This is a genomic window from uncultured Fluviicola sp. (assembly GCF_902168135.1).
Taxonomy (GTDB): Bacteria; Bacteroidota; Bacteroidia; order Flavobacteriales_D; family Crocinitomicaceae; genus Fluviicola.
Genome location: NZ_CABHOL010000032.1, coordinates 1 through 20898, shown reverse-complemented (window position 1 = coordinate 20898; position 20898 = coordinate 1). Strand labels below are relative to the sequence as shown.

Below are 20898 nucleotides of genomic sequence, written 5' to 3'. Positions count from 1 at the left end.
TTAAAACAAAAAAGAACGACTTGCGCCGTTCTTCTTTATCTAAATCCAGGAAGTTAAGTATACTAAGCTATTTCTGAACCTGAAATTTAAATGTGTAATTAAACGTGTTCCCGACCAGGTTTTGGGGTACCCTGATCTTAACTTGCTGCACTTGTTTTTCGATTGCTGCTTTCATTTCTTCGGAATCCGAAGCTATTTCTACGATTTCTAATTGATTTTCTGCCAGGACGCGCACTTTTACATGAACCGTTGTCTCGATTCCTTTTTCACGCAATGATTCCGGGTAATAGATTTTGCGCTGCATAATGCGGTCAAGTAAGCTTTCACCGTTTCCTGCTAAAGCAATTGAACCGGTAGTCATGAATAATGCGATAAATAGGATAACTGTTTTCATATCTAAAAAATTGAATTGGTTTGTCGTAAGACCAACTCACCGGCGATATGTTACAGCTGCCTTTCATTTTTTAGTGTTAACAAATGTGAAAAGAATTATCAATGGATCAAATGATCAATTACCAAGCTGAATCACTCTTGATAATGAATCATTTCATGAATCTTACTTCAGGAATCCTTTCTTCCTCAAAGAATCCTGCCGTTCCTTAATATCCTCCGGAATTTCCCCGTCAAGCAGCCAATTTAATTCCAAACCATGGTGCAGGGCTGTTTTATTCAGCAGGTCGTTTTGTGAAATGAATGTCCCCAGGCGCTCCAGGTCTGGCTTGAAGTCCACCAGGTAATCTTCATGCATGGAACGGATGAGTACCAGTAACTTAAATGCTCTCGCAATTACGTAAACGGCAAATTTTTGAGGCTTTCCTCTCGAAAAGAGCGAGATTTTCGGGGTGTTTGATTTCAGAATCTCGTTCAGCATTAATAAATTCAGGCTTACTTCTCCGAATTTGTCTTTCGTTATTTTCACCTGTTCGGTAATATCACCGCTCAATGAACGGGTCTTCACCAGCAGGTCTTGTATGGACGAACTCTGTCTGCTCATTGCTGCAACGCGCTTTACGACCAATTCTTCCAGTTCTTCCCGGCGTTCTTCTACCGTTTGAGTACTCACCAATTCAAAATACAATTGGTTTGCAAGGGGAATATCCCGTTTCAATAAACGAAGTAAAAGCTTGTCTTTTTCCTTTATTGACAAATTGATGACCGCTTCCCTGAATTCTTTCTCAAATACCATAACGGTAGTGAAATTACTACAAAATTGATCAATTATCCTTACAGAAATTCAGGGAATATCTAAGAGCGTGTGGCCTTGTTGAGCCGTTCGCGTATTGCATCGATGGCTACGGAGTATCTTGGCTGGAGTTCCTGATTAAATGTTTGTATGAATTCATAGTACGCATGAAGCTGGAATTGTTCTGTAATACGTGCCCCCAGCAGGATCAGGCTTTCATTTTCGGAATAAAGCAACAGGTGGACGCCTGCAAACGAAGTGAATCGCTTATTCTTTAATTGATTCAGAATACGCTCCTGGGTTATGTCGTCGATGGGAAAAGCAGGGAGGTTAAAATAAGCAAGTCCCTCCATACCCTGAAGTGCAATCAAACCTATGAAAGCTTCTTTTTTCACATCATCATTTGGGTGGCTCAGCTCCAGTTTCATGAATTCAAAGGCTTCACGTACATTCATGGTCGATAAGTAACGGATTCCCGAAATAATGTCTTCCGGTTTACGCGATCGTATCTTCCGGAAGGAATATGCAGTAAGATCGGATAGAACAAAGAAATCTTCCAGGACTTCACGCTGTTTGCCTGAATAATTCTCATGCAGGAAAATAATGGATTGTGTGGTAACCTTGCTCAGTAGGTTGCTTTGTTTCAATGCCCGGAATAATTTCAGGCTTTCCTCCATGCTTAGCTTCCCGAACATTAACCGGAATAAAATGTCTTCAATAATTTGCTGGTAGAGCTCGCCGTTTTTAATAATCTGGGAACGGATGCGCCGTCTGAAGAAAATAGTAACCGCAATTCCGATCAGGATCAGTGAAATAGCCAGTCCTAAGAGCCAAAGCAAATAGCTGTCTGGATTCGTTTGAGGAACATGCATGCGATCCGTTTGAATAAGTGAACAATTAGTTGGAATAAATGTAAGAGGTTTACTTTGAAAAAACCTTACATCGAAGAAAATAATTTATCAATACGTTTGAGTAATACCTGCGGACTAAAAGGTTTTGCAATGAAATCATCTCCTCCCAGATCAAATACTTCCAACTCATTGGACTCCATGGAATAAGAGGTCAGTACGATCTTTTTGATCCTTTTGTAAGGATTGCTGGAGTGGAGTACCTGTTTCCCTCCGGCAAAGGGTAAGTTCAGGTCCGTAATGATTAAATCAATGTTTTCATGATTCTTATGAATGTACACAATAGCATCGGCACCGTTATCAAACTCCATTACTTCGTGCCCGTGGGAACGGAGAAAGTAAGCCAGCGATTTCCGAAGGAGATCCTCATCTTCAATAAATACTAAATTCATGTATTTCGGTTATTAATTCGTGAATAGCATCATGCGGTGCATGATTTTATTTCAAGTATAGTCGGTTTATTTCTTGTTATTTCGGATAAAAAGATAACTATCACAAATAAATTTTCCAAATGAAGATGTACAGATGTGCCTATTTTACAAATCCTTTGCGTGTCATTTCTCCCCATCCGCCCTGGCCTTTCAGTTTTTGCCAGTTTCCTTTCAAAGCCGCATAAACGACTACCGGGTGAAAGACAAAGGGTTCTAAAAATGCTGCAATTACCAGTTTACGGAGATCTTTGAAAGTGTTATACCTTTTAAAGGTAGTTTCCTCTGCATAAAGAGCCATCATGGAAAAGAGAACGGAAAAAATGTATACGAAAAGCAAGAGTAACAAGAAGAACTTCCAGTTCAGAATTCCCAAAGTCACGAATAAAATGGTAATTAAAAGCCCGGTAAATTCGATCAACGGAGCCCAGAACTCATAAATTGCCCAATACGGATAGCTGAGCAGACCAAGTATTTTGTACTTTGGATTCAGGCAAATCTTTCGGTGGAGATAAAGTGTCTCGTAAGTTCCACGTGTCCAGCGGCTTCGCTGTTTGATCAGTATTTTGTAATCCTCCGGAGCTTCAGTCCAGCAAAGCGGATCCGGAATGAACTGAACGGTATGTGCTTCGTTGCGTTCGATCATGTAACGCCGCATTCTGACTACCAGCTCCATGTCTTCTCCAACGGTTTTGGTATTGTAACCGCCACAGGCAAGTGCAATTTCGCGGTCAAACATCCCAAAAGCACCACTGATCAGCAAAAGTCCGTCCATTTTAGCCCAGGCCATTCGACCAAGGATAAAAGCTCTCAGGTATTCCAGTACCTGGATTCGTGCGAGCATGTTGTCAGGTGCTTTTACACTGATGAGTTTTCCGGCTTTTACTACACAGGAATTGGCAATGCGTACAACACCGCCGGTAGCAATGATCCGTTTTTCCGACTTCTCAAGGAATGGTTTGCTGAGTTTCAGCAGTACATCCTTGTCCATGATACAGTCAACATCAATACAAACGATATAAGGATTTTCCGAGATGTTAATGCCTACATTCAGGGCATCTGCCTTCCCCCCGTTTTCTTTGTCCACAACAATTAGTTTGGCAAATGAAGGATTGGAAGATACATAGATGCCGCGTACGTTCTTTGTAGGGATAGCCGCCTGGTAATTCTTATCTGAAGGAACCAGGGAAAATTCCTTTGTTAAAACCTCCATGGAGTTGTCCTTGCTTCCATCGTTGACAACGATCACATTGTAATTGTTGTAATTGATACTCAGGAGCGAATGCACATTTTCCCGGATCGTTCGCCCTTCATTGTAAGCTGGTGCTATAAGTGAAACCGACGGTGCATCATTCAGCGTTAATAAGGCCTTGTAATTGACAAAACGGTTCTCTTTCAGGTAGGATTTGAGGGCACTGGCTGAAATAAATGCCAGGACAAGATAGGACACCATTACCGATACCGCAAATAGGAGTATCAGGTAATTGAAAATACTCACTCCTGTTTCGATCCATGAAATGCTTGTCATACTTCTAATATTTTAGTTATCCGTTGCTGAATGATCCGTAAACTTTCCCAATGTTTTGCGGAAAGCTGCGGATTCATATTGACGATGTATTGGTAATTTTCATGCAGCTGGAAAGATTCAATAATCCTTGCCCCAAGTACAACCAGGCTGTCATTTTTCGATTGAAGGAACAAATGAAGTCCTTCAAATGATTGAAACGACTTTATTTTTAACTGGTAAAGGATACAACTTTGTGTCCAGTCATCGATCACAATTTCCGGAAGTGGAATTTCTTCGGATATTCCCCTAAGCGCAATCAGTCCGATGAAAGCTTCTTTTTTGACATAAGAATTCGAATGGTCGAGCAGTACTCTGATCGTTTCAAAAGATTCCTGGATATTGAGGACAGAAAGTACCCGGATACCCTCAACAATTTCAGCCCATTGACCCGACTTTAGTTTTTTGTAGGAAAAAGAGGTCAGATTCGACAATTCAAAAAATTGTTCCAGAAGTGCTCGCTGCTCGCCCACGTAATTCCGGTGAAGTGAAATAATGGAACGGGTTATCGTGCGCTTTAACAAGGGCGTTCTATCCAGTTTTTTGTAACGCAGTAAGGCCTCCTCCATAGTAATACTCTCAAAAAGAAGATTGAATAGAATATCATCCGCTGATTTTTGATAAGCCTCACTTTTTCGCTGGATCCTCAGCTTATTACGGCGCTTGATGAAAGTACCGGCCAGGAAAAACAAAAAGAACCCGAAAAAAAGACAGATTGCTCCTACCAGGAAAAGCACAATGTGATGTTCTGTATATACGGCCTCACTGTTCATAGACTAAAATCGGAAAGACAGGATTAATTGGAAAGTATAACGGTCCCGGTACGTTTTAGGAATGTATTCTTCACGTTCATACATAAAAATAGGTTGAAGAAACCAGTTGTGCATAATCCGGAAACGGGTGTTGATACCAGCACGGTAAGCTTTTAACCTGCTGAGTACATCGGATGTCAGGTAAAAATAAGGCAGGTTGCCATATTGCAGATCAAGCTGGATATAGGATTCTTTGTTTGAAAAGGCTTTCCGGAAATAAACCAGGTGTGAAGCGAGTGTTTTATTGTCGCCCAAAAACGAAACAAAAGGACGGTAATTTACCGACCAGCCGTTTTTGGAAATCAATCCGAAGTGTCCTGTTACCAATAGGGGATTGTTCTGATTTCCAAAATAAAGATACCTGGCACCTAAGGAAGCGCTTACATACTTTTGCTCATGATAGAATTCGAAACCTCCCCGGAATTGTGGAAAGATGGATTTTTTCTCAGAGATTCCCAGGTTTAAAAAGACGTAGTTCTGTTTTTTTAACGGGATATATGCATCGGTTTCAATCTGAACAGCTTTTTTGCCGAACATGTCTCCGTAATTGACCCGGAGCAAATGCGTACTGGTGCTGAATCTCCTGCTGTACTCCACAAAACCGACTTGCTGCGGTTTAAAAATGGTTTGATCAAAAGTGGTGAGCAGATACCCTGCCGAAACAATGTTCTTTTTCTTTTTCAGGATCATGGTTCGCAGGTAGTCTGCCGCTTTGTAATCAGGGTCGGATTTCGGGATACTATCCAGTAAGTTCAGAGCTTCCCAGTCTTTATTCTGTTCATTTAGTGCCAGTGCTTTTTGATAGCTGTAGCGGTTTTTTGATTCAGGGAAACGGGTTGCCCCCGCATCTGCCAGCCGAATAACTTCTGTCCAGTTCTTAAGGTTTAATTCAATTTGGATCAACAGATGGAGATCGTCTTTATCGAATGATTCTTCAGCCCGATTTTTCAGAAGGATTTCCTTTGCTTTGTTCGCAGAACCACTCCACAAATAAAGTGCCGACAAATAACCGGAATAATCTTTGTTTTCGGGATAATTCTTATAGAGATCATCTACAATAACAATAGCTTCCTGGTACCTGTTTTTTTCGGCAAGGGATTTTGCTTCCGAAAACAGTGAGTCCGGATTGTTATTTTGTCCGAAAAGGTTCGGAGCAAGTAACAGGAATATCAATAAGAGCAGTTTATTTCTCATGAAACAATTAAAGTGGTCCGGGAATTAGTTTTTCGATGCGCTTCAACAATACCACAGGACTGAAAGGCTTTGCAATAAAATCATCTGTTCCCAGTTCAAAAACTTCTACTTCAGTAGATTCAACGGATTGAGAAGTCAAAACGATTTTTTTGATTTTTTTGTACGGATTTGTTGAATGGATCACTTGTTTTCCTCCTGCAAAAGGAAGATTTAGATCGGTAATGACCAAATCAATCTGCTCATGATTTTCATGGATATAATCGATTGCATCCGATCCGTTATCGAATTCCACCACATCATATCCCTTTGAACTTAGAAAAAAAGCAAGTGATTTTCGAAGAAGGTTCTCATCCTCTATTAATAAGATTCTCATGTGTTTCGGATAATTAATTGGTGTATGTACTCATTTGCCAGGACGATCTGTTTTTCCAGTTGCTCCAGCTGTTTGTCCAGTTCCGCATGGTCTGTTCTTTTTTCGATTTTATCCAGAAGGCCGGTATCCATCATGAACATTCCAAATGATGATTTTAATTGATGTGCTTGTTTGGAGATTGAGTCCCAATCCTGCAGGTTATAAAGGTGTTTCAATTTTTCCAGCGATTCTACGGACTGTTCCAGGAACAGGTTGAACATTTGGTTTTCAAAGCTGGTATTTCCCATAGAGGCTTCCCGGATGATCTCAAGCGAAAATGCAAAGTCTTCTTTTTCGGAAGGCACTTCTTCTTTTTTCAGCCATGGACTGATCAGGTCAAATAGCTCACTTTTTTTGAATGGTTTTGACAGGTAGTCATTCATGCCTGCAGCTATGCACTTTTCTTTTTCCTTAATGATTGAATGTGCCGTCAGCGCTACAATCGGTGTTTCGGATTTGAGTTCTTTGCGAATATAAGTTGTGGCCTGATATCCGTCCATTTCGGGCATTTGGATGTCCATTAAAATGACATCATACTTTTTCTGACCGAACATCTCCACGCCAATTTTTCCGTTTTCTGCCATGTCCAGTTCAATATTCGTAGCTTCGAACAGGTGCTGTGCCAGGATGCGGTTGGCTTCGTTGTCTTCACACATCAATACTTTACCGGTTAAAGTACTGTAATCTTTAGCGGAAACAATGGTTTCTGAGGATCGCTGGTTTTCTGAAATCTCGTAAGTTAATTGAAATGTAAAGCGTGTATATTCCCCGAATTTACTGTTCACAGAGATACTTCCACCCTGCTTCTCAACGAGTAGTTTACAGATATTCAGTCCAAGCCCGGTTCCCCCGAATTTACGAGTTGTGTTTTCTTCTGCCTGCGTGAACCGGCCAAATACACTTTCCAGTTTTTCCTCGGGAATACCGATTCCTGTGTCTGAAACAACGAAGGTGAGCTCTGCCGCGCCCTGACTTTTTCTCTCTGCCGAAACATGCAGTGTAACTTCTCCTTCTGGGGTAAACTTCAGGGCATTGTCCAATAGGTTGATCAGGACCTGTTCCAAACGATGCGGATCTCCGTTCAAAACTGCCGGAACATTCGACGCTATCTCATAACTGAAGGACAACTTTTTCTGGTGCGCTTTTCCACTCAAAATAGAGAAAACATTCGCAATGGTATCACGCAGGTTAAAATCCCGCAGATCAAACTGGAACAAACCGGCTTCTATCTTACTGAGGTCCAGGATTCCGTTTACGAGGTAAAGGAGTGTGTCTCCTGCCGTTTTTACAGACTGGAGCTGTTTCTTTTTTTGGCCGTTATTTTCTTCTTCGATCAAAAGTTCCGTAAAACCAAGAATGGCATGGATCGGTGAACGAAGTTCGTGGCTGATATTGGCAATGAAATTGTCTTTTTGGTTACTCAGCGCCTCCAATGAATTGATTGCCAGGATATCGTTTGTGATATCGATGGAAATATTGGTGATTTTAGTTACTTCGCCCTTCAAATCAATTACCGGACTGTAAGAAGCCTGGATCCAGATAGTTTTCCCATCCTTTTTGCGGCGTCTGAATTTGCCGGAATAAGGTTGTCCGGCAGCGATCTTCTCCCAAACAAAATCGTTATTCTCTATCAGGGATTCGGTCAAAAGGAGTGTATGTTTCTGACCAATCAATTCTTCCACCGAATACCCCATCATTTCGGCAAAGCGTTCGTTCAGGTTCAGGATTGTGCCGTCGATAGAGAATTCAATAATGGCATTGGACTGAGAAATTGCCTCAAAAAGATTGTTGTAGACACGTTCCTGTATCCGGATCTGTCTTTCGGAGCTTTTGATCTTGTCTGTAAGGATGTCTCTGAGCTCATTTTCCATCTCTTCGTTACGCTTTTTGGTTTCCAGGTGGATCATTACCATTTTGGCGACATCGCGGAGTGTTTGCTTCTGTATTTCACTTAACTGCTGTGGTTTGAAGTCGGCCGCGCAAACAGAACCAATGGCATATCCTTTTGGCGAACGAAGCGAGATTCCTGCATAAAAACGGATCCCGTTCTCAGTCTGTACGGAAGGATTATCAACCAGTCTTTCATCGTTTAATGTGTCCTGTATTTCAAGTATGTCGTCTTCTAACAACGTATACTGGCAAATGGTCTCTTCAACGGGCAGCTCATCGATATCCATTCCGATCTTCGATTTGTACCACTGGCGGTCCTCGTCTATAAATGAGATCAAAGAAATGGGAGCGTTGCAAATATTAGCTACCAGACTGTTCAACGTATCGTAAAATTCCTCCGAAGGAGTATCAATGACAGAATAAGCCAATAAAGCTTTAAGTCTGTCAATATCTTTAATATAGTTGTTCAAGCGTTTTATCTAAATTGTTAGTTAAACAAAGAATACTTAAAAATAAACATTTGTCGGTCCTGGAAAAAACAATTCGTCCAAAATATTCGCCTTTGAAAAACAGATATTTTTAACTGCTTCTGTTTCAGTTTTCCATTCTACTTTTACTTCAAAAAATAATTCATACCAAATACTATTCATTATGAGTACGATTTCTTTACCATGCCAATTGCTCTGTGCGTCTGCATCAGCTTACGCCATTACTCCTACTGACCCAAGCGGTCAGTATAACCCGCTGGGACCGGATTCACCATTTCAAAATCAGTACGATGCCGTTGGTTTTGTTGTTGATCCTTATGTGGTGACTGCAGATCAGATCGAGGCGGCTCTTGTAGGGCAAACCTCAGACAGCATTATTGTAGCTTTCCGTGGAACCCTCCCTCCTGCCTTAAATTGGGATTCTTTCTTTGACTGGATGGAAGATTTCATGGCACCTACAACCAGTAACATTAATCTTCCGGGTGAAGTGCACGAAGGATTTCTATTTGCTTTGGGGTTATTGAGAGGCGGAATTGTAGATGCAATCAAGGCACTGGATCCGTCGGGAACACTGCCGATCTATATTACCGGACATAGTAAAGGCGGTGGAATTGCTCCGATTGCAGCTATGTATTTTAAGAATGCATACAGCCTAAATATTACGCAAACCATCACCTTTGCCGGTCCGAATTGCGGAAACACCGATTTTATGACTTCATACAACGCTGCTTTCCCGAATGATGTGCGTTATGAAAACTACCTGGACATTGTACCGCTTTTACCGCCGGACGCTGAGTTTATTGATCTTTTGGAAGCAATTCCGGACTTGCCGGCATCTTTTGTAAACAAGATGAATGAGATGAAAGCTTATGATTACCAACCTGTGGGAAGTTTGATGTACATCGATTCAAGCGCAGTAGCGAAACCATATACAGCTGCAGAAGCCGAAATTTTATTACCTGTTCGAATGGCAGAGATCACGGAGAAAATTGTAACCCTTGATCTATCTGCTATCGGGGATGCGCACCACGCAAGCTGCGGATACCGGTATATGCAGGGAACGTGCACAGGAACAACTATCTGCCCGGTTTAAGCCTAACCAATTTTGTTCACTGAATAAGGCGGTTTAAGAAATTAGACCGCCTTTCACTACACTGGAAAATAGGGCTGAAGGTGTTGGCCTAATTCAAAAAGTCTGCGCTATTCGGTATATGTCAGTGGAAACTAAAAGTCTAAAATATCCGAATCCCCTCTCCGATCTTTAGGTGTTTCTGTAATAGCTTTGGTGAGACATTGTGTTATCAGGACTACCTGTGAAATAAGCATCAGGTAAAAACCAATCAGCATTTCATCGGTGAGGACTACTCCCTGTTTTTCCGAGTTGCTCCACATTAAAAGGAATAAAGAAGCAGCGAATATAATGGCTGTTATGACGGCAGTCGGAAGTGATTTCGGGAAAAAGAACCGGCAGAATACCAGCACAATGGCAACTGCTAAGTTCACCAGCGCAAATAACGACCCAAATCCCTTGAAAACCCACATACGCAATCCGAATTCCGGAGAATCATAAATCTCAGCAATCACAAAACTGTCTTCCGGAATGATTCCTTTTATTCTCGGACCTTCGAAAAATGGCAGGAACATAGAACTAAGAATTGTTGCAAAGCAAATGAGTGTAAGTATTTTAGAACGGTCTTTCATGAGTGCGGCAGTCCTGTGAAAAGTATCTTGAGTTTCGTTTAGTCGGACTAATGTAGCATTTTAAGATGGATCAATCAATCATAACCTTGCTTCGGAATGAACGGTTTCCTGGTTTATAAAATCTTTAACCCGGAAGAAAAATCCAATTACAAGGCTGGAAATCGAATGCAAAAATTAAAAATCAAGGACCTTTCTAACAATTGACCGTCCGGAATCAGGAGATCAAAACATGGAAACCTGATTTACAATTAGTAAAGGGAAAAATCGAAAAAAACAGGTATTCGGAATGCTGCATTCGGAATTATAAAAATCTTTTTGTTTAATTTGTACAAAACTTCTAAAACATGAAAAAATTAGTTTTCCTATCCATCTGTGTTGTATCTACTTTCGCATGCACAAAGGAAAAGTTTACAGGTACACATTCTTTTTGGTATAATACAGAAACTGCAGATGATTTGCTGGCTTACGGAGTGAATGAGCTGACTTTGTATGTGGATGATACAGAAATTGCAACAATTGATGCTTACGATCATTACACGGCAGATCCGGGTTGCGGTACCGGGAACTTTGTTTATACCGATAAAATGTTCAAAAAAGAAAACAAGACCCATTCATATAGAATCTTAGACGAGTCAGACAGCCTGATCTTTTCCGGTACTTTTATGATGAGCCAAAAAACGCTTTGTGAATCTACCAAGCTGGTTGTCAGTTTCTAAGTTTTGTCACTTTTTCTTTTAACATCGATTGCATCTGTTCCGGATCACGGACCCGTTTACCGGGAAACAACAGATCTTTCGTTGTTTATTGTTGAGCCCTGGAATGCCTGGTCTTCACTGACCTTTTTGGTTCCGGTTCTTATCTTTTTGTGGCAGCTCCGTGGAAAACACAACCAGTATGCCTTTATCGTTTGGTTCTGCTGTCCTTTGCTGGTTCTGGGCGGATTAGGTAGTACGTTTTTTCATGCTTTTCGTACCTCTACCCTCTTATTACTGATGGATGCCATTCCGATCATCATCCTGGTGATAGGAATCAGTATTTGGATGTGGCTCAAAGTACTTCCTAAAAAAATCCAGCTCCTTTGGGTTCTCCTTATTTTCTTCGGGTTGACATTTCTCTCCATGCAATTTCTGAGCGGACAAGACCGGATTTCAGCCGGCTACTTCTTTCGCGGATGGATGCTTCTCCTTCCCTGCTATTTATTCCTGCGGCAAACCAAATTCAAAAATTCCGGGCGTTTATTCACAGCAATAGCATTCTTTTGTCTGGCACTTTTATTCCGCTTCCTGGATGAAAAGATCGAAATCGCCTTTATGCCCTGGGGAACACATTGGCTTTGGCACGTTTCCACAGCCTTCGGCGCATTCTTCCTGGGTGAATACCTGATTAAGAATGCGTATGCCAATTCAAAATTATGAGAAAAAAATGCAAAATTTGAAGTGATCGGAAAATTGACGGACTCCATTCGGAATCAGGCATTCGTAATTCGTAATTTAGTATCATGAAATTTAAACCACAAAAAGCCTTATTAAAAGACGGGCGGGAAGTCCTTTTGCGCCATGTTGAAGTTTCCGATGCTCAGCGGGTAATCGATTTCGTACATGGTTTTGTCTATGATTCCGAGTATGTTCCCCTGAGTGAAGGAGAATTTAATCCCACTATAGCTGAAGAAGAGCAAATCCTTTCCAATTATGTGGAACGGACCAATTCCCTGTTCCTGGTTGCAGAAATAGACGGGAAACTCGTGGCAAACATCAATGTAGACGGAAATCAGCGGAAAATCCTTCGCCACACAGCTGTCTTCGGAATGGGAATGCACAAAGAATGGCAATCATGCGGTCTGGGAACAGCCATCTTAAGTGCAGCAATCGATTGGGGAAGAAAAAATCCGGAATTGGAAATCCTGTTTTTACAGGTTTACGCTGACAACGAAGCAGGAATAGCCCTTTACCGAAAAATGGGATTCGTTGAACATGGACGCATTCCAAACTTCTTCAAACAGAACGGGCGCTATCACGACGAGATCTCAATGCACCTTTCGGTAAAATAAGTTCAATAGTTCAATAGTTCAATAGTTCAATATAGATTACTTAAACAACTTTGAACTCTTTTGAACCTCCAGAACCTCCCTGAACCTTTAAACTTCAATTTTAAGGTCTTTTAACGGCTTTCTTCATCGTTTTTATTCTTCGATTCTTACTTCGTAAATTAATCTTCTTACCTTTAAGAAAGGTCTATTTATGGAAAGCACGCAGGTTAATTACCAAAAACGCATCTTCACTATTCTATTATTGGTAGTGGTTGCTGCAATTATCTATTTAGGAAGTGATATTTTATTTCCTATAGTTTTGGCTTTCATATTCGGTGTCCTGATACGTCCCATTGATTCATTTTTTCAGCGTAAATGGCATTTTCCGAAGTTGCTTTCCGTAATCATAACAGTTGCAATTGCAGTAATCGTTTTTGCAGGTATTATGCTGCTTCTAGGATTCCAGCTGAAGGAATTTTTCAGTGATCTGCCTACCCTGGAAAAGAACATGACGAAAGTCATCCACGATATTGCCGACTGGATTAGTAAAACTTTTGATATTTCAAACGTGAAGCAGGAAAAGATCGTAAAGGAAAACTTCATGAAAGGCGGCAGCATGTTTTCAATGGAAAGTTTCGGGTCGATTACAGGTGCTTTGGTAAACTTTATCCTGGTTCCGCTTTACCTGTTTCTCTTCTTGTTCTATCGTGAATTACTGCTGGGATTCCTCATGAAACTGGTTTCGGCAAAAAGTGCTGAAAGAATGCAGATCATCGTGAATGATATCAAAGTGATAATTCGGATGTACATTTTGGGATTACTGCTGGAAATTGCCATCGTAGCGGCATTAACAACCCTTGGTTTGTGGCTGATCGGTGTGAAATATGCTTTATTCCTGGGACTTCTGGTTGCCCTGTTGAACCTGATTCCATATGTGGGAATTTTGGTTGCTAATGCGTTGAGCTGTTTGATTTCTCTATCGAATAATCCGGATATTCAGCAATCCGTACTGGGAGTGATAGCTGTTATCGGTGCTGTGCAGTTGATCGATAATAATATTTTGTTACCGAGGATTGTTGGTTCAAAGGTTCGTATCAATGCGCTCGCTTCTATTATTTGTGTCATTGTCGGAGGTTCGCTTGCCGGTGTTCCGGGAATGTTCCTGGCAATTCCGGTTACGGCGATCATTAAGGTTGTTTTTGACGCAGTTCCAAACCTGGAACCTTATGGTTATTTGCTGGGAGATGAAATGCCGAAAGCGATCTTCTGGACGAAAAAGAAAGAAGTAACTGAAAAGATTGTGAAGGAACAGATTAAAAATCCGCGTCCGAATAAGCCAAAAGCTGCTTCCCGAACAAAACCAAAGCCTAAATCGGAATGAGGTCCTGGAACCAGAAACCGTATTCAATGCTTTTTTCCTCCTGGTTTTTAACCGTGTAAGTTTTGAGCACTTTTTCTCCCGTTTGGAAAGAAATCGGATGTCTGAAAATCGGTCCGTCGAAAACAAAGGTGTGGAACTCGCCGTTCTCCCCACAGGGATCTACATTATCCGGCAGATCTGAAAGAAATTGATGATCGATCACACGTCCGGCAAAGGATTCGTCTAATTTGGAGGAATCCACACAAACTACGATGGTTTTGAATCCCAGGTCGATGAATTCACGCATGAGTTCTTCAGTATTCCGCTTCCATAATGGAAAATGTGCCGAAATAGAGACTTCCCGGAGCTTTCCCTCCCGGTAAGTTCGCAAATCTTCTAAGAAAATGTCGCCAAAAATGCAGTCAGAGATACCTTCTGACTTCAATTCCTCTATTGCAGTGCTCATAACGGATTCGTAAGCCTGCATATCGGAACTCGCCGGTAAATGCACTTTTTTAGCCGGAATTCCGAGCGATTCGGCTTGTGCAGTCAATAGTTCACTGCGGACTCCGTGCATGGAAATGCGGTCTGCTTCTTCATTCAAAGTCGTTAGTAAATACCGGATATCGAACTGCTTGTCCTGAAGCACTTTATAGAGCGCTAAAGTACTGTCTTTGCCACCGCTCCAGTTAAAATAAGCCTGAATTAAACGTCCCATTCCTCGTTCAGGAAAGCAACAATCTTACGTGCGGTGGTATTGAAGTATCGTTTGGTGCGGTATCCCCCGACCCACGTTATTCCGCGTACCGCGTTCGTCAGGAACACTTCATCCGCAACCAGTAAATTGGAAGGCAAAATGGGGCATTCGTAGACTTTTAGTCCGTTTTTCAATGCCAGGTTGATCACCTGCATCCGCATGGTGCCCGCCAAACAGCCGTCCGAAAGACTTGGTGTATAAAGCACGCCGTTGCTCACCACGAAAATATTACTGTGCGAACTTTCCAGGATCTGGCCATTATCATTGGTGATCAGCATATCGTCCAATCCTTTTTCTTTGGCAGAAATAGCGGCGAGAACGTAAAGAATACCATTCTTCGTCTTATAATTGGAAAGGATGTTCTTTGTCTTTTTGATATCCTGGTACAGATCTACTTCCAATCCTTTTGCATTCAAACCGAATAAATTTTGCTCTATCGGGTAGATTTCTATAAAATAGCTAACTTCATTCGTATCAGGAAGATAAGTTCCTCCACCTAAACGATCAATTGAAAGTCTTATACGCGCTCCTTCCGTGATTTTGCACAGCTGGATCAGCTCATCAATCTGCTGTTGAAAGAATTCCGTTGTGTAAAATGCCGGCAGACGCATTTTCAGGATTTTCGCTCCTTCTGCCAGGCGTGAGAAGTGATGAGAGAGGTTCAGGGCCTTGCCGTTCATGACACGGATACTTTCAAAGAGTCCGTCTCCGTAAGTGTAACCGCGGTTGCCCGCAGCGATGGAATGTCCTGTGTTACTGATGATTTTACCGTTATTGTTTACGAATAATTCCTGATCGCTCATTTAAAGTAGGTTTTGAAATGCAAAAATCACTTGTTCAATATTAGTAATTAAAATGAAAATAATTCCGAAAACTGCCCCGGATATGTGAGCATCATGCGCAATATTTGTTTTCCGGTTCCGGTCTGAATAGATTTCGAATCCCAGGTATAACACCCCGAAAATCCAGGCTGGTATCGGAATGGGAAGCAGGATTAACGCGATTTTCATGCCCGGATCAAGCATGATTGTTGCAAAAAGGATGGCGCAACCAACACCCGAGAATCCCAATGAACGGTAGTTCGGATTGTCTTTGTGTCTGAAATAAGCGATCGAACTGGAAGCAATCATCGAAATAAGTGCAAAAGCCCAAAACACAATTTCTCCGGGCAGCGGACCGTAAAAATTATACAGGTAAAACTCAAAATACCTTCCGAAGTAAAACAGCGTGATGGAATTAAAAATCAAGTGACCGAAATCCTGATGCAGGAATGCATGCGTGATAAACCGGTAGTATTCCTTATCGTGTTTAACTTCGTACGGACTAAACAGGTATTTTTCCAGGAATTCACGGTTGTTGAAACCAACCAGCGACATGATGATGATCGTTCCCAGAAGGATGTATGTTGAATAAATTTGAGGTTCCATATTGTAAGGAATAAGTATCTTGCAGTAAAATTGCTTATTATTTTTTGATACTCGCATGAAAATTAGCAGACTTTTCGCACTATTTCTTGTATTTACGACCACTTTAACATTAATCCGGTGTTCTTCCGATATAGACAAAACAGACCCCGTTTTTGACCAGAAAGTTTCCTTGAAAAAACGTATTGCATTGGCAGTTGAATCTGATTTATTAACAAAATTGAAATTTCCGGAAGGAATAAAAGATTCGGTATATGCCTTCTACAAAGCACGCGATTTCAGACCGGTTTGGGCAAATGATTCGATGGTGATCGGAAGAGGGATTAAATGGAAGGAACTGCTTGATTTTCCGTGTGCGCTGGGACTGCCCGATAACAGGCCGTTTGAATTCAAAGAAGATTCACTCTCCGGAACATCCATTATCCAGGAATTTGTATTGACAGCAAGACTTGCACAATTGCAGCAGGATTTGAAAGTCGGTTTTTTAGATACGGCAGTGAACGCATACAGGCCGATTGTTTCCATTGACCTGAAATCATTAAACAGGACCGTAGCCCAAATGGATACCGTGAAAGATTGGGGGAACTGGTTGGCTAAAATGGGGCCTTCCCGGCCGGAATACCGTGCGCTGGCAAAAGGATTGTTTAAATATGCTTTCAGAAAAGAGTTGTCGAATATTCATTTTGAAGTTCCGGCTTTGGTGGAAGATTCACTGCGCTGTTTGGCCCTGGCAGAAGAATCTCTGATCGATAAAGGATATTTAGATCCTAAAAAGACTGATGACGAATCATTTTGGGAAGCCATGGGTCGTTTTCAGGGGGATAACGGGTTGAAAGCGGATGGTGTTATCGGAGTTTATACCCGAAAAGCTTTGGATGAATCGGTACGCTATAAATGTCATCGTGCTATTTTATCGATGGAACGCTGGAGGTGGCGCGAACCTTTTCCGATGGACAGATATCTCTGGGTGAACATCCCGGAATACAAACTGCGTTTGTTCTACAACGACAGTTTGCTTTCAGAACACCGTATAGTAGTTGGAAAGCCGGAAAACCAAACACCTCAGCTGTCATCAAAACTGCGTGCAATCATTACACTGCCCTATTGGACGCAGCCTCAATCCATCGCAAGCAAGGAGTTTCTGCCTGCTATTCAGAACAATTCCAACTACGCGGCTAAAAATCACTATAAGGTTTACAGAGGTGATACGGAAGTTGACCCCACAACCATCAACTGGAAGCGCTATAAAGAAAAGAATTTCCCATTTCGGGTAAGACAGGAACCCGGAAATGACAATGCGCTCGGGTTGGTAAAATTCGAATTCAACAACAAATACGGAGTATACATTCACGATACCCCTTCCAAAGGATTCTTCAACAAAGACATACGTGCTTATTCACACGGATGTATGCGCTGCGATATGCCCGATTCATTGGCCCGTTTCATCCTGACACGTGATGACAAACAAAAAATGACCCGTGATTCGCTGGATACATTGATTGCAAGAAAAGAACATTTTTCCATCCCTTTGAGAAAACCAATCCCGTTGCAGGTGGATTACATAACGGTTGTTGTCAATGAAAAAGGGAACCTGCTTTTCTTCCCGGATGTCTACAGCCGCGATGAGAATTACCTGAAAATGATGAAAATCTACCCGAAAGTGAATTAGAAATACGTAGGGGCGAAAAATTTTTCGCCCCTACGTATTTCTGAAAAAGAAAAAGGATTTAGTACCTTTGCGAAAAATTGTAAATATGTCAGTAATAATTGCTCCTTCTATTCTATCCTGTGATTTCGGGAACCTCGAACGCGATTTTGAATTAATCAATCAAAGCGAGGCAGATTGGTTTCATGTGGATGTCATGGACGGAGTGTTTGTTCCGAATATTTCCTTCGGTTTCCCGATTATTTCTGCTTTAAAGAAAGTCGCTAAGAAAACAATCGATTGCCATATTATGATCGTGAACCCGGACCAGTACATTTCTGATTTCGCAAAGGCCGGAGTAGATATTTTGACCGTTCATTACGAGGCTTGCACACATTTGCATCGTACTATTTCAGCCATTCACGAAGCCGGAATGAAAGCCGGAGTAGCCTTGAACCCGCATACACCGGTTTCTGTACTGGAAAACGTGATCGCTGATTTGGATTTGGTATTGATCATGTCGGTAAATCCCGGGTTTGGAGGACAGAAATTCATTCACCAGGCCATTGAAAAAGTGAAGCAGACCAAGCATTTAATTGCAAAAACCGGATCTAAAGCAATCATTGAAGTAGATGGCGGAGTAAACATGGAAACGGGAAAATTGCTGGTGGACGCAGGAGCTCAGGCTTTGGTAGCCGGTAGTTTTGTATTCAACAGCCAGGATCCGAAGGCAACGATTTCCTCCCTGAAACAACTCTAAATGCTCGACTTTTTTCAGCAGCGGTTTTCGTATATCCATCAATTGAATTTAAGCTGGATTGCTCATCTGACAAAGGATGACCAGGACATTCCCTGGGACATTAAAGTTGCTGTTTCTCAATTAATCAATTCACAGCACATTGCCGTTGCGGGAATTTTAGATCTTGAAGTTGAATCTGATTTGAACGACGTACTTCCTGAAATGCATTGGGAATCATTGGAACGCGATAATTATAAGCAATGGATGAATGTTTTCCTGCAGTTCAACCAGGGACTTCAGGATAATGTTGAATGGCTGACTCCCCTGCTCTTCAAATCGCTTCATGAAAGCGCACAATACATTGGTCAGCTTAAATTGCTGGTTTCACAGCATGGATTGGAAGAATTGGATGAAACGCTCTTGATTAGTAATTGAGAAATCGATGGTTAATCTTCCTCCATATTCAACCTTTCCGGAATTGATTTCAGAAAAATTGCTTTTAAGAGAAGCTCGTACTGAAGACATTCCTTCGTTACTGGAAGCGCTGACTTATGATGGACGAACTGCTCAAACGGTGGCTGAAGGAGCACAAATCATTGAAAAGGTCCACCTGGATTATCTGAATGGAGAATCGGTTAACTGGGTCATTGAAGCCCTGGAAACAAATCAGTTGATTGGCTTTGTAGGCTATTACCGCGGATTTGAAAATGGGTTCGGTGAAATAGGTTTTGTTCTCAAAGAAGCTTTTCGTGGTAAAGGATTCATGTCGCAGGCGCTTCAATTAGCTGTGGATTTTGGAATTAACAGGATGCGGCTTCGCCAGGTCAGGGCATTCACAAAACCCGATAATGAAAAAGCAATAGCTGTACTGGAACGAAATGGTTTTGTTTCAGATTATAAGACGGAAGGGAAGTATTTGAAGTTTGTTTATAAATAGTTCAAATGTTCAAATGTTCAAATGTTCAAATGTTCAAATAACTTGTTTTAGACTCCCGAAACCCCTTGAACTATTTTGAACCTTTGCGCCTATGCTGACCTTTCTCTGCCGTCTGTGTGCCGCTGAAACTTTAGCAGAGGCACAGTGGCTATACAAAGGCAAGAGCTTTAGCGCAAGCATTTCAATTTTTTTGCATTCTCTGCTCTGCTGAAAGCGAATAAATTACGTTTTTGTTAAGCGGATATTTCGAAAAAATCCATTTTTCTGCACGCAATCTCCAATAAATAACTAATTTTGCGCCGGGGTAAGTCTTTTACGACCAGCTCCCTCTAATTCCTCCAGGACGGGAACGTAGCAAAGGTAAGAGGTTGTAGCGGTGCGATAAAAGTAGCTTACCCCTCTTTTTTTGCCCAATTTTTCCTTTACATCACTTCATTATTCAAAATTAGAATAAGTGATTTTTTAAATGCCATTTTCTTAAAGAGTTATTTGTTCAACGACCAGAGTGGTTTTACTCTTTTTTTGTTTAGGTGTTTTTACTTGATATAATTGGTCCAAATTTACCAATTGAATATGAATATAGTATGGTTTTAATAAGTCTCTTAAAGGATTATTATTTAAATCATATTTTAATGCCAAATCTATTTCTTTATTTGCCATAGATGTAGGATAAGGCTTGGAATTAACTTGATCAATGATCAATTTCCCCTCTTTAACATCGTCAATGCAGATGAATATTGTTTGGTCAGTAATTTCAAACATTTCAGATTCGGGATTATAATTGATTAGTTGTTTTCGATACAGTGAATGAACTTCGTTAATAGAAAACGAAGTGTCTATTTTTATTTTGAATACACTGATTAAGTCCCCAAGTTTGGGATCACGAATAACACTGTCTTCTCCGTAATTATTCGTTAAGGAGTAGCGGATAGAATCATAGATCACATTCACAGGCATCCTTAGAATTGATTCGAGCTTTGTTTTTTGTTCTTCGATAGTATATTGGGAGTCGAACATGAAATTATCAAAGAATGTATATTCATCATAATAGTATTTCCGAGGATATTTAATGATTAATCTGGACAGTCCATCTTTGTTAAATCTTATTTTGGTGTTTTCTACATGTTTGAGATATTGATCAATGTATTTTTTTTCATTAACTGGATCAATTCTTTCATAAGTCACAAGTTGTTTTTCACATAATAACTTTGTTGGAAATTCCGCAAGAACATAACTTCTTTTTGAAGATTTTTTTAATAGTTGGATCGTAGTGGGAGTTTTATCTGTTCCTTCATATTTAAGGGATATTTGATCAAAATCAAAAGAATAATAAATGGTGTCTGGTACTTTATATTGAAAAGTAATTGTCCCATCTGGCAAAGGAATGATGATATTTTCTCCTTTTGCATTTTTCATTGGCTCGTCTGATT

Annotated in this window: 23 protein-coding genes and 1 other RNA gene; 10 read left to right on the top strand and 14 right to left on the bottom strand. The window is 41.0% G+C overall.

Translation table 11 applies throughout. The features are described from left to right. Nucleotides 1-67: 67 nt before the first annotated feature. The 9 genes from QZT69_RS12095 to QZT69_RS12055 form a co-directional block, all read right to left on the bottom strand. Nucleotides 68-394, bottom strand: coding sequence for a hypothetical protein (locus QZT69_RS12095; RefSeq protein WP_294674459.1), 327 nt, complete (start codon nt 392-394; stop codon nt 68-70). A gap of 162 nt (nt 395-556) precedes the next feature. After that, a complete protein-coding gene (locus QZT69_RS12090) occupies nt 557-1186 on the bottom strand; it encodes a hypothetical protein (protein WP_294674456.1) in 630 nt (209 codons plus the stop codon). Nucleotides 1187-1245: 59 nt separating this feature from the next. After that, nucleotides 1246-2055, bottom strand: a complete 810-nt coding sequence (locus QZT69_RS12085; protein WP_294674454.1) for a hypothetical protein — start codon at nt 2053-2055, stop codon at nt 1246-1248. 65 nt (nt 2056-2120) lie between these two features. Further along, nucleotides 2121-2483 carry a response regulator gene (locus QZT69_RS12080; RefSeq protein WP_294674452.1) on the bottom strand — a complete coding sequence of 121 codons (363 nt, stop codon included), beginning with the start codon at nt 2481-2483 and terminating at the stop codon, nt 2121-2123. A 139-nt stretch (nt 2484-2622) separates the two neighbouring features. Next, nucleotides 2623-4047, bottom strand: coding sequence for a glycosyltransferase (locus QZT69_RS12075; RefSeq protein WP_294674450.1), 1425 nt, complete (start codon nt 4045-4047; stop codon nt 2623-2625). After that, nucleotides 4044-4856 carry a hypothetical protein gene (locus QZT69_RS12070; RefSeq protein WP_294674448.1) on the bottom strand — a complete coding sequence of 271 codons (813 nt, stop codon included), beginning with the start codon at nt 4854-4856 and terminating at the stop codon, nt 4044-4046. Before QZT69_RS12070 ends, QZT69_RS12075 begins: the two co-directional genes overlap by 4 nt. 3 nt (nt 4857-4859) lie before the next feature. Then, nucleotides 4860-6089 (bottom strand): YaiO family outer membrane beta-barrel protein, encoded by a 1230-nt coding sequence (locus tag QZT69_RS12065; protein WP_294674447.1) that lies wholly within the window; start codon nt 6087-6089, stop codon nt 4860-4862. A 7-nt stretch (nt 6090-6096) separates the two neighbouring features. Next, the gene (locus tag QZT69_RS12060; protein ID WP_294674444.1) at nt 6097-6462 is read right to left on the bottom strand and encodes a response regulator transcription factor; all 366 of its coding nucleotides are present in this window, start codon (nt 6460-6462) and stop codon (nt 6097-6099) included. Beyond that, nucleotides 6459-8861 carry an ATP-binding protein gene (locus QZT69_RS12055; RefSeq protein WP_294674439.1) on the bottom strand — a complete coding sequence of 801 codons (2403 nt, stop codon included), beginning with the start codon at nt 8859-8861 and terminating at the stop codon, nt 6459-6461. The genes QZT69_RS12060 and QZT69_RS12055 overlap by 4 nt, the downstream gene beginning before the upstream one ends. A gap of 181 nt (nt 8862-9042) precedes the next feature. Between QZT69_RS12055 and QZT69_RS12050 the strand changes: the two genes are divergently transcribed. Next, on the top strand, nt 9043-9972 hold the full coding sequence (locus QZT69_RS12050) for a lipase family protein (protein WP_294674437.1): 930 nt from the start codon (nt 9043-9045) through the stop codon (nt 9970-9972). 131 nt (nt 9973-10103) lie between these two features. Here QZT69_RS12050 and QZT69_RS12045 read toward each other — a convergent pair whose 3' ends face one another. After that, a complete protein-coding gene (locus QZT69_RS12045) occupies nt 10104-10580 on the bottom strand; it encodes a hypothetical protein (protein WP_294674434.1) in 477 nt (158 codons plus the stop codon). Nucleotides 10581-10924: 344 nt separating this feature from the next. Here QZT69_RS12045 and QZT69_RS12040 point away from each other — a divergent pair, with 344 nt between their 5' ends. The 4 genes from QZT69_RS12040 to QZT69_RS12025 all read left to right on the top strand — a co-directional run bounded on the left by QZT69_RS12040 (nt 10925) and on the right by QZT69_RS12025 (nt 13987). Next, nucleotides 10925-11296, top strand: a complete 372-nt coding sequence (locus QZT69_RS12040) for a hypothetical protein (RefSeq protein WP_294674432.1) — start codon at nt 10925-10927, stop codon at nt 11294-11296. 3 nt (nt 11297-11299) lie between these two features. Further along, entirely contained in the window at nt 11300-11995 is a 696-nt protein-coding gene (locus tag QZT69_RS12035) for a hypothetical protein (RefSeq protein WP_294674430.1), read from the top strand. Between the two features lie 83 nt (nt 11996-12078). Then, complete coding sequence (locus QZT69_RS12030) at nt 12079-12627, top strand: GNAT family protein (protein WP_294674427.1); 549 nt, start codon at nt 12079-12081, stop codon at nt 12625-12627. Between the two features lie 190 nt (nt 12628-12817). Further along, nucleotides 12818-13987: an AI-2E family transporter gene (locus QZT69_RS12025; RefSeq protein WP_294674425.1), complete on the top strand. Its 1170-nt coding sequence runs from the start codon at nt 12818-12820 to the stop codon at nt 13985-13987. Here QZT69_RS12025 and QZT69_RS12020 read toward each other — a convergent pair. From QZT69_RS12020 to QZT69_RS12010, 3 genes are read right to left on the bottom strand one after another with little or no spacing between them, the layout of a single operon-like run. Next, entirely contained in the window at nt 13974-14684 is a 711-nt protein-coding gene (locus QZT69_RS12020) for a diphthine--ammonia ligase (protein ID WP_294674423.1), read from the bottom strand. The two genes, QZT69_RS12025 and QZT69_RS12020, sit on opposite strands and share 14 nt — an antisense overlap. Further along, nucleotides 14672-15526, bottom strand: a complete 855-nt coding sequence (locus QZT69_RS12015; protein WP_294674421.1) for an aminotransferase class IV — start codon at nt 15524-15526, stop codon at nt 14672-14674. The genes QZT69_RS12020 and QZT69_RS12015 overlap by 13 nt, the downstream gene beginning before the upstream one ends. After that, nucleotides 15527-16150, bottom strand: a complete 624-nt coding sequence (locus QZT69_RS12010; protein WP_294674419.1) for a rhomboid family intramembrane serine protease — start codon at nt 16148-16150, stop codon at nt 15527-15529. Between the two features lie 55 nt (nt 16151-16205). Between QZT69_RS12010 and QZT69_RS12005 the strand changes: the two genes are divergently transcribed. From QZT69_RS12005 to ffs, 5 genes are all read left to right on the top strand, one after another. Beyond that, nucleotides 16206-17816: a L,D-transpeptidase family protein gene (locus QZT69_RS12005; RefSeq protein WP_294674418.1), complete on the top strand. Its 1611-nt coding sequence runs from the start codon at nt 16206-16208 to the stop codon at nt 17814-17816. Nucleotides 17817-17901: 85 nt separating this feature from the next. Beyond that, nucleotides 17902-18552, top strand: a complete 651-nt coding sequence (gene rpe, locus QZT69_RS12000) for a ribulose-phosphate 3-epimerase (RefSeq protein ID WP_294674417.1) — start codon at nt 17902-17904, stop codon at nt 18550-18552. Beyond that, a complete protein-coding gene (locus QZT69_RS11995; protein WP_294674415.1) occupies nt 18553-18966 on the top strand; it encodes a hypothetical protein in 414 nt (137 codons plus the stop codon). A gap of 7 nt (nt 18967-18973) precedes the next feature. Then, on the top strand, nt 18974-19468 hold the full coding sequence (locus QZT69_RS11990; RefSeq protein ID WP_294674413.1) for a GNAT family N-acetyltransferase: 495 nt from the start codon (nt 18974-18976) through the stop codon (nt 19466-19468). Nucleotides 19469-19770: 302 nt separating this feature from the next. Beyond that, nucleotides 19771-19869, top strand: an RNA gene (gene ffs, locus QZT69_RS11985) — signal recognition particle sRNA small type. A 76-nt stretch (nt 19870-19945) separates the two neighbouring features. Here ffs and QZT69_RS11980 read toward each other — a convergent pair. Then, nucleotides 19946-20898 (bottom strand): hypothetical protein (locus tag QZT69_RS11980; RefSeq protein WP_294674411.1); only part of this gene is annotated, 953 nt, incomplete at its 5' end.

Bases quoted from the DNA above. Each gene is read 5' to 3' on its own strand.
- QZT69_RS12095 (WP_294674459.1), bottom strand. From the start codon at position 394: ATGAAAACAGTTATCCTATTTATCGCATTATTCATGACTACCGGTTCA.
- QZT69_RS12090 (WP_294674456.1), bottom strand. From the start codon at position 1,186: ATGGTATTTGAGAAAGAATTCAGGGAAGCGGTCATCAATTTGTCAATA.
- QZT69_RS12085 (WP_294674454.1), bottom strand. From the start codon at position 2,055: ATGCATGTTCCTCAAACGAATCCAGACAGCTATTTGCTTTGGCTCTTA.
- QZT69_RS12080 (WP_294674452.1), bottom strand. From the start codon at position 2,483: ATGAATTTAGTATTTATTGAAGATGAGGATCTCCTTCGGAAATCGCTG.
- QZT69_RS12075 (WP_294674450.1), bottom strand. From the start codon at position 4,047: ATGACAAGCATTTCATGGATCGAAACAGGAGTGAGTATTTTCAATTAC.
- QZT69_RS12070 (WP_294674448.1), bottom strand. From the start codon at position 4,856: ATGAACAGTGAGGCCGTATATACAGAACATCACATTGTGCTTTTCCTG.
- QZT69_RS12065 (WP_294674447.1), bottom strand. From the start codon at position 6,089: ATGAGAAATAAACTGCTCTTATTGATATTCCTGTTACTTGCTCCGAAC.
- QZT69_RS12060 (WP_294674444.1), bottom strand. From the start codon at position 6,462: ATGAGAATCTTATTAATAGAGGATGAGAACCTTCTTCGAAAATCACTT.
- QZT69_RS12050 (WP_294674437.1), top strand. From the start codon at position 9,043: ATGAGTACGATTTCTTTACCATGCCAATTGCTCTGTGCGTCTGCATCA.
- QZT69_RS12045 (WP_294674434.1), bottom strand. From the start codon at position 10,580: ATGAAAGACCGTTCTAAAATACTTACACTCATTTGCTTTGCAACAATT.
- QZT69_RS12040 (WP_294674432.1), top strand. From the start codon at position 10,925: ATGAAAAAATTAGTTTTCCTATCCATCTGTGTTGTATCTACTTTCGCA.
- QZT69_RS12030 (WP_294674427.1), top strand. From the start codon at position 12,079: ATGAAATTTAAACCACAAAAAGCCTTATTAAAAGACGGGCGGGAAGTC.
- QZT69_RS12025 (WP_294674425.1), top strand. From the start codon at position 12,818: ATGGAAAGCACGCAGGTTAATTACCAAAAACGCATCTTCACTATTCTA.
- QZT69_RS12020 (WP_294674423.1), bottom strand. From the start codon at position 14,684: ATGGGACGTTTAATTCAGGCTTATTTTAACTGGAGCGGTGGCAAAGAC.
- QZT69_RS12015 (WP_294674421.1), bottom strand. From the start codon at position 15,526: ATGAGCGATCAGGAATTATTCGTAAACAATAACGGTAAAATCATCAGT.
- QZT69_RS12010 (WP_294674419.1), bottom strand. From the start codon at position 16,150: ATGGAACCTCAAATTTATTCAACATACATCCTTCTGGGAACGATCATC.
- QZT69_RS12005 (WP_294674418.1), top strand. From the start codon at position 16,206: ATGAAAATTAGCAGACTTTTCGCACTATTTCTTGTATTTACGACCACT.
- rpe (WP_294674417.1), top strand. From the start codon at position 17,902: ATGTCAGTAATAATTGCTCCTTCTATTCTATCCTGTGATTTCGGGAAC.
- QZT69_RS11995 (WP_294674415.1), top strand. From the start codon at position 18,553: ATGCTCGACTTTTTTCAGCAGCGGTTTTCGTATATCCATCAATTGAAT.
- QZT69_RS11990 (WP_294674413.1), top strand. From the start codon at position 18,974: ATGGTTAATCTTCCTCCATATTCAACCTTTCCGGAATTGATTTCAGAA.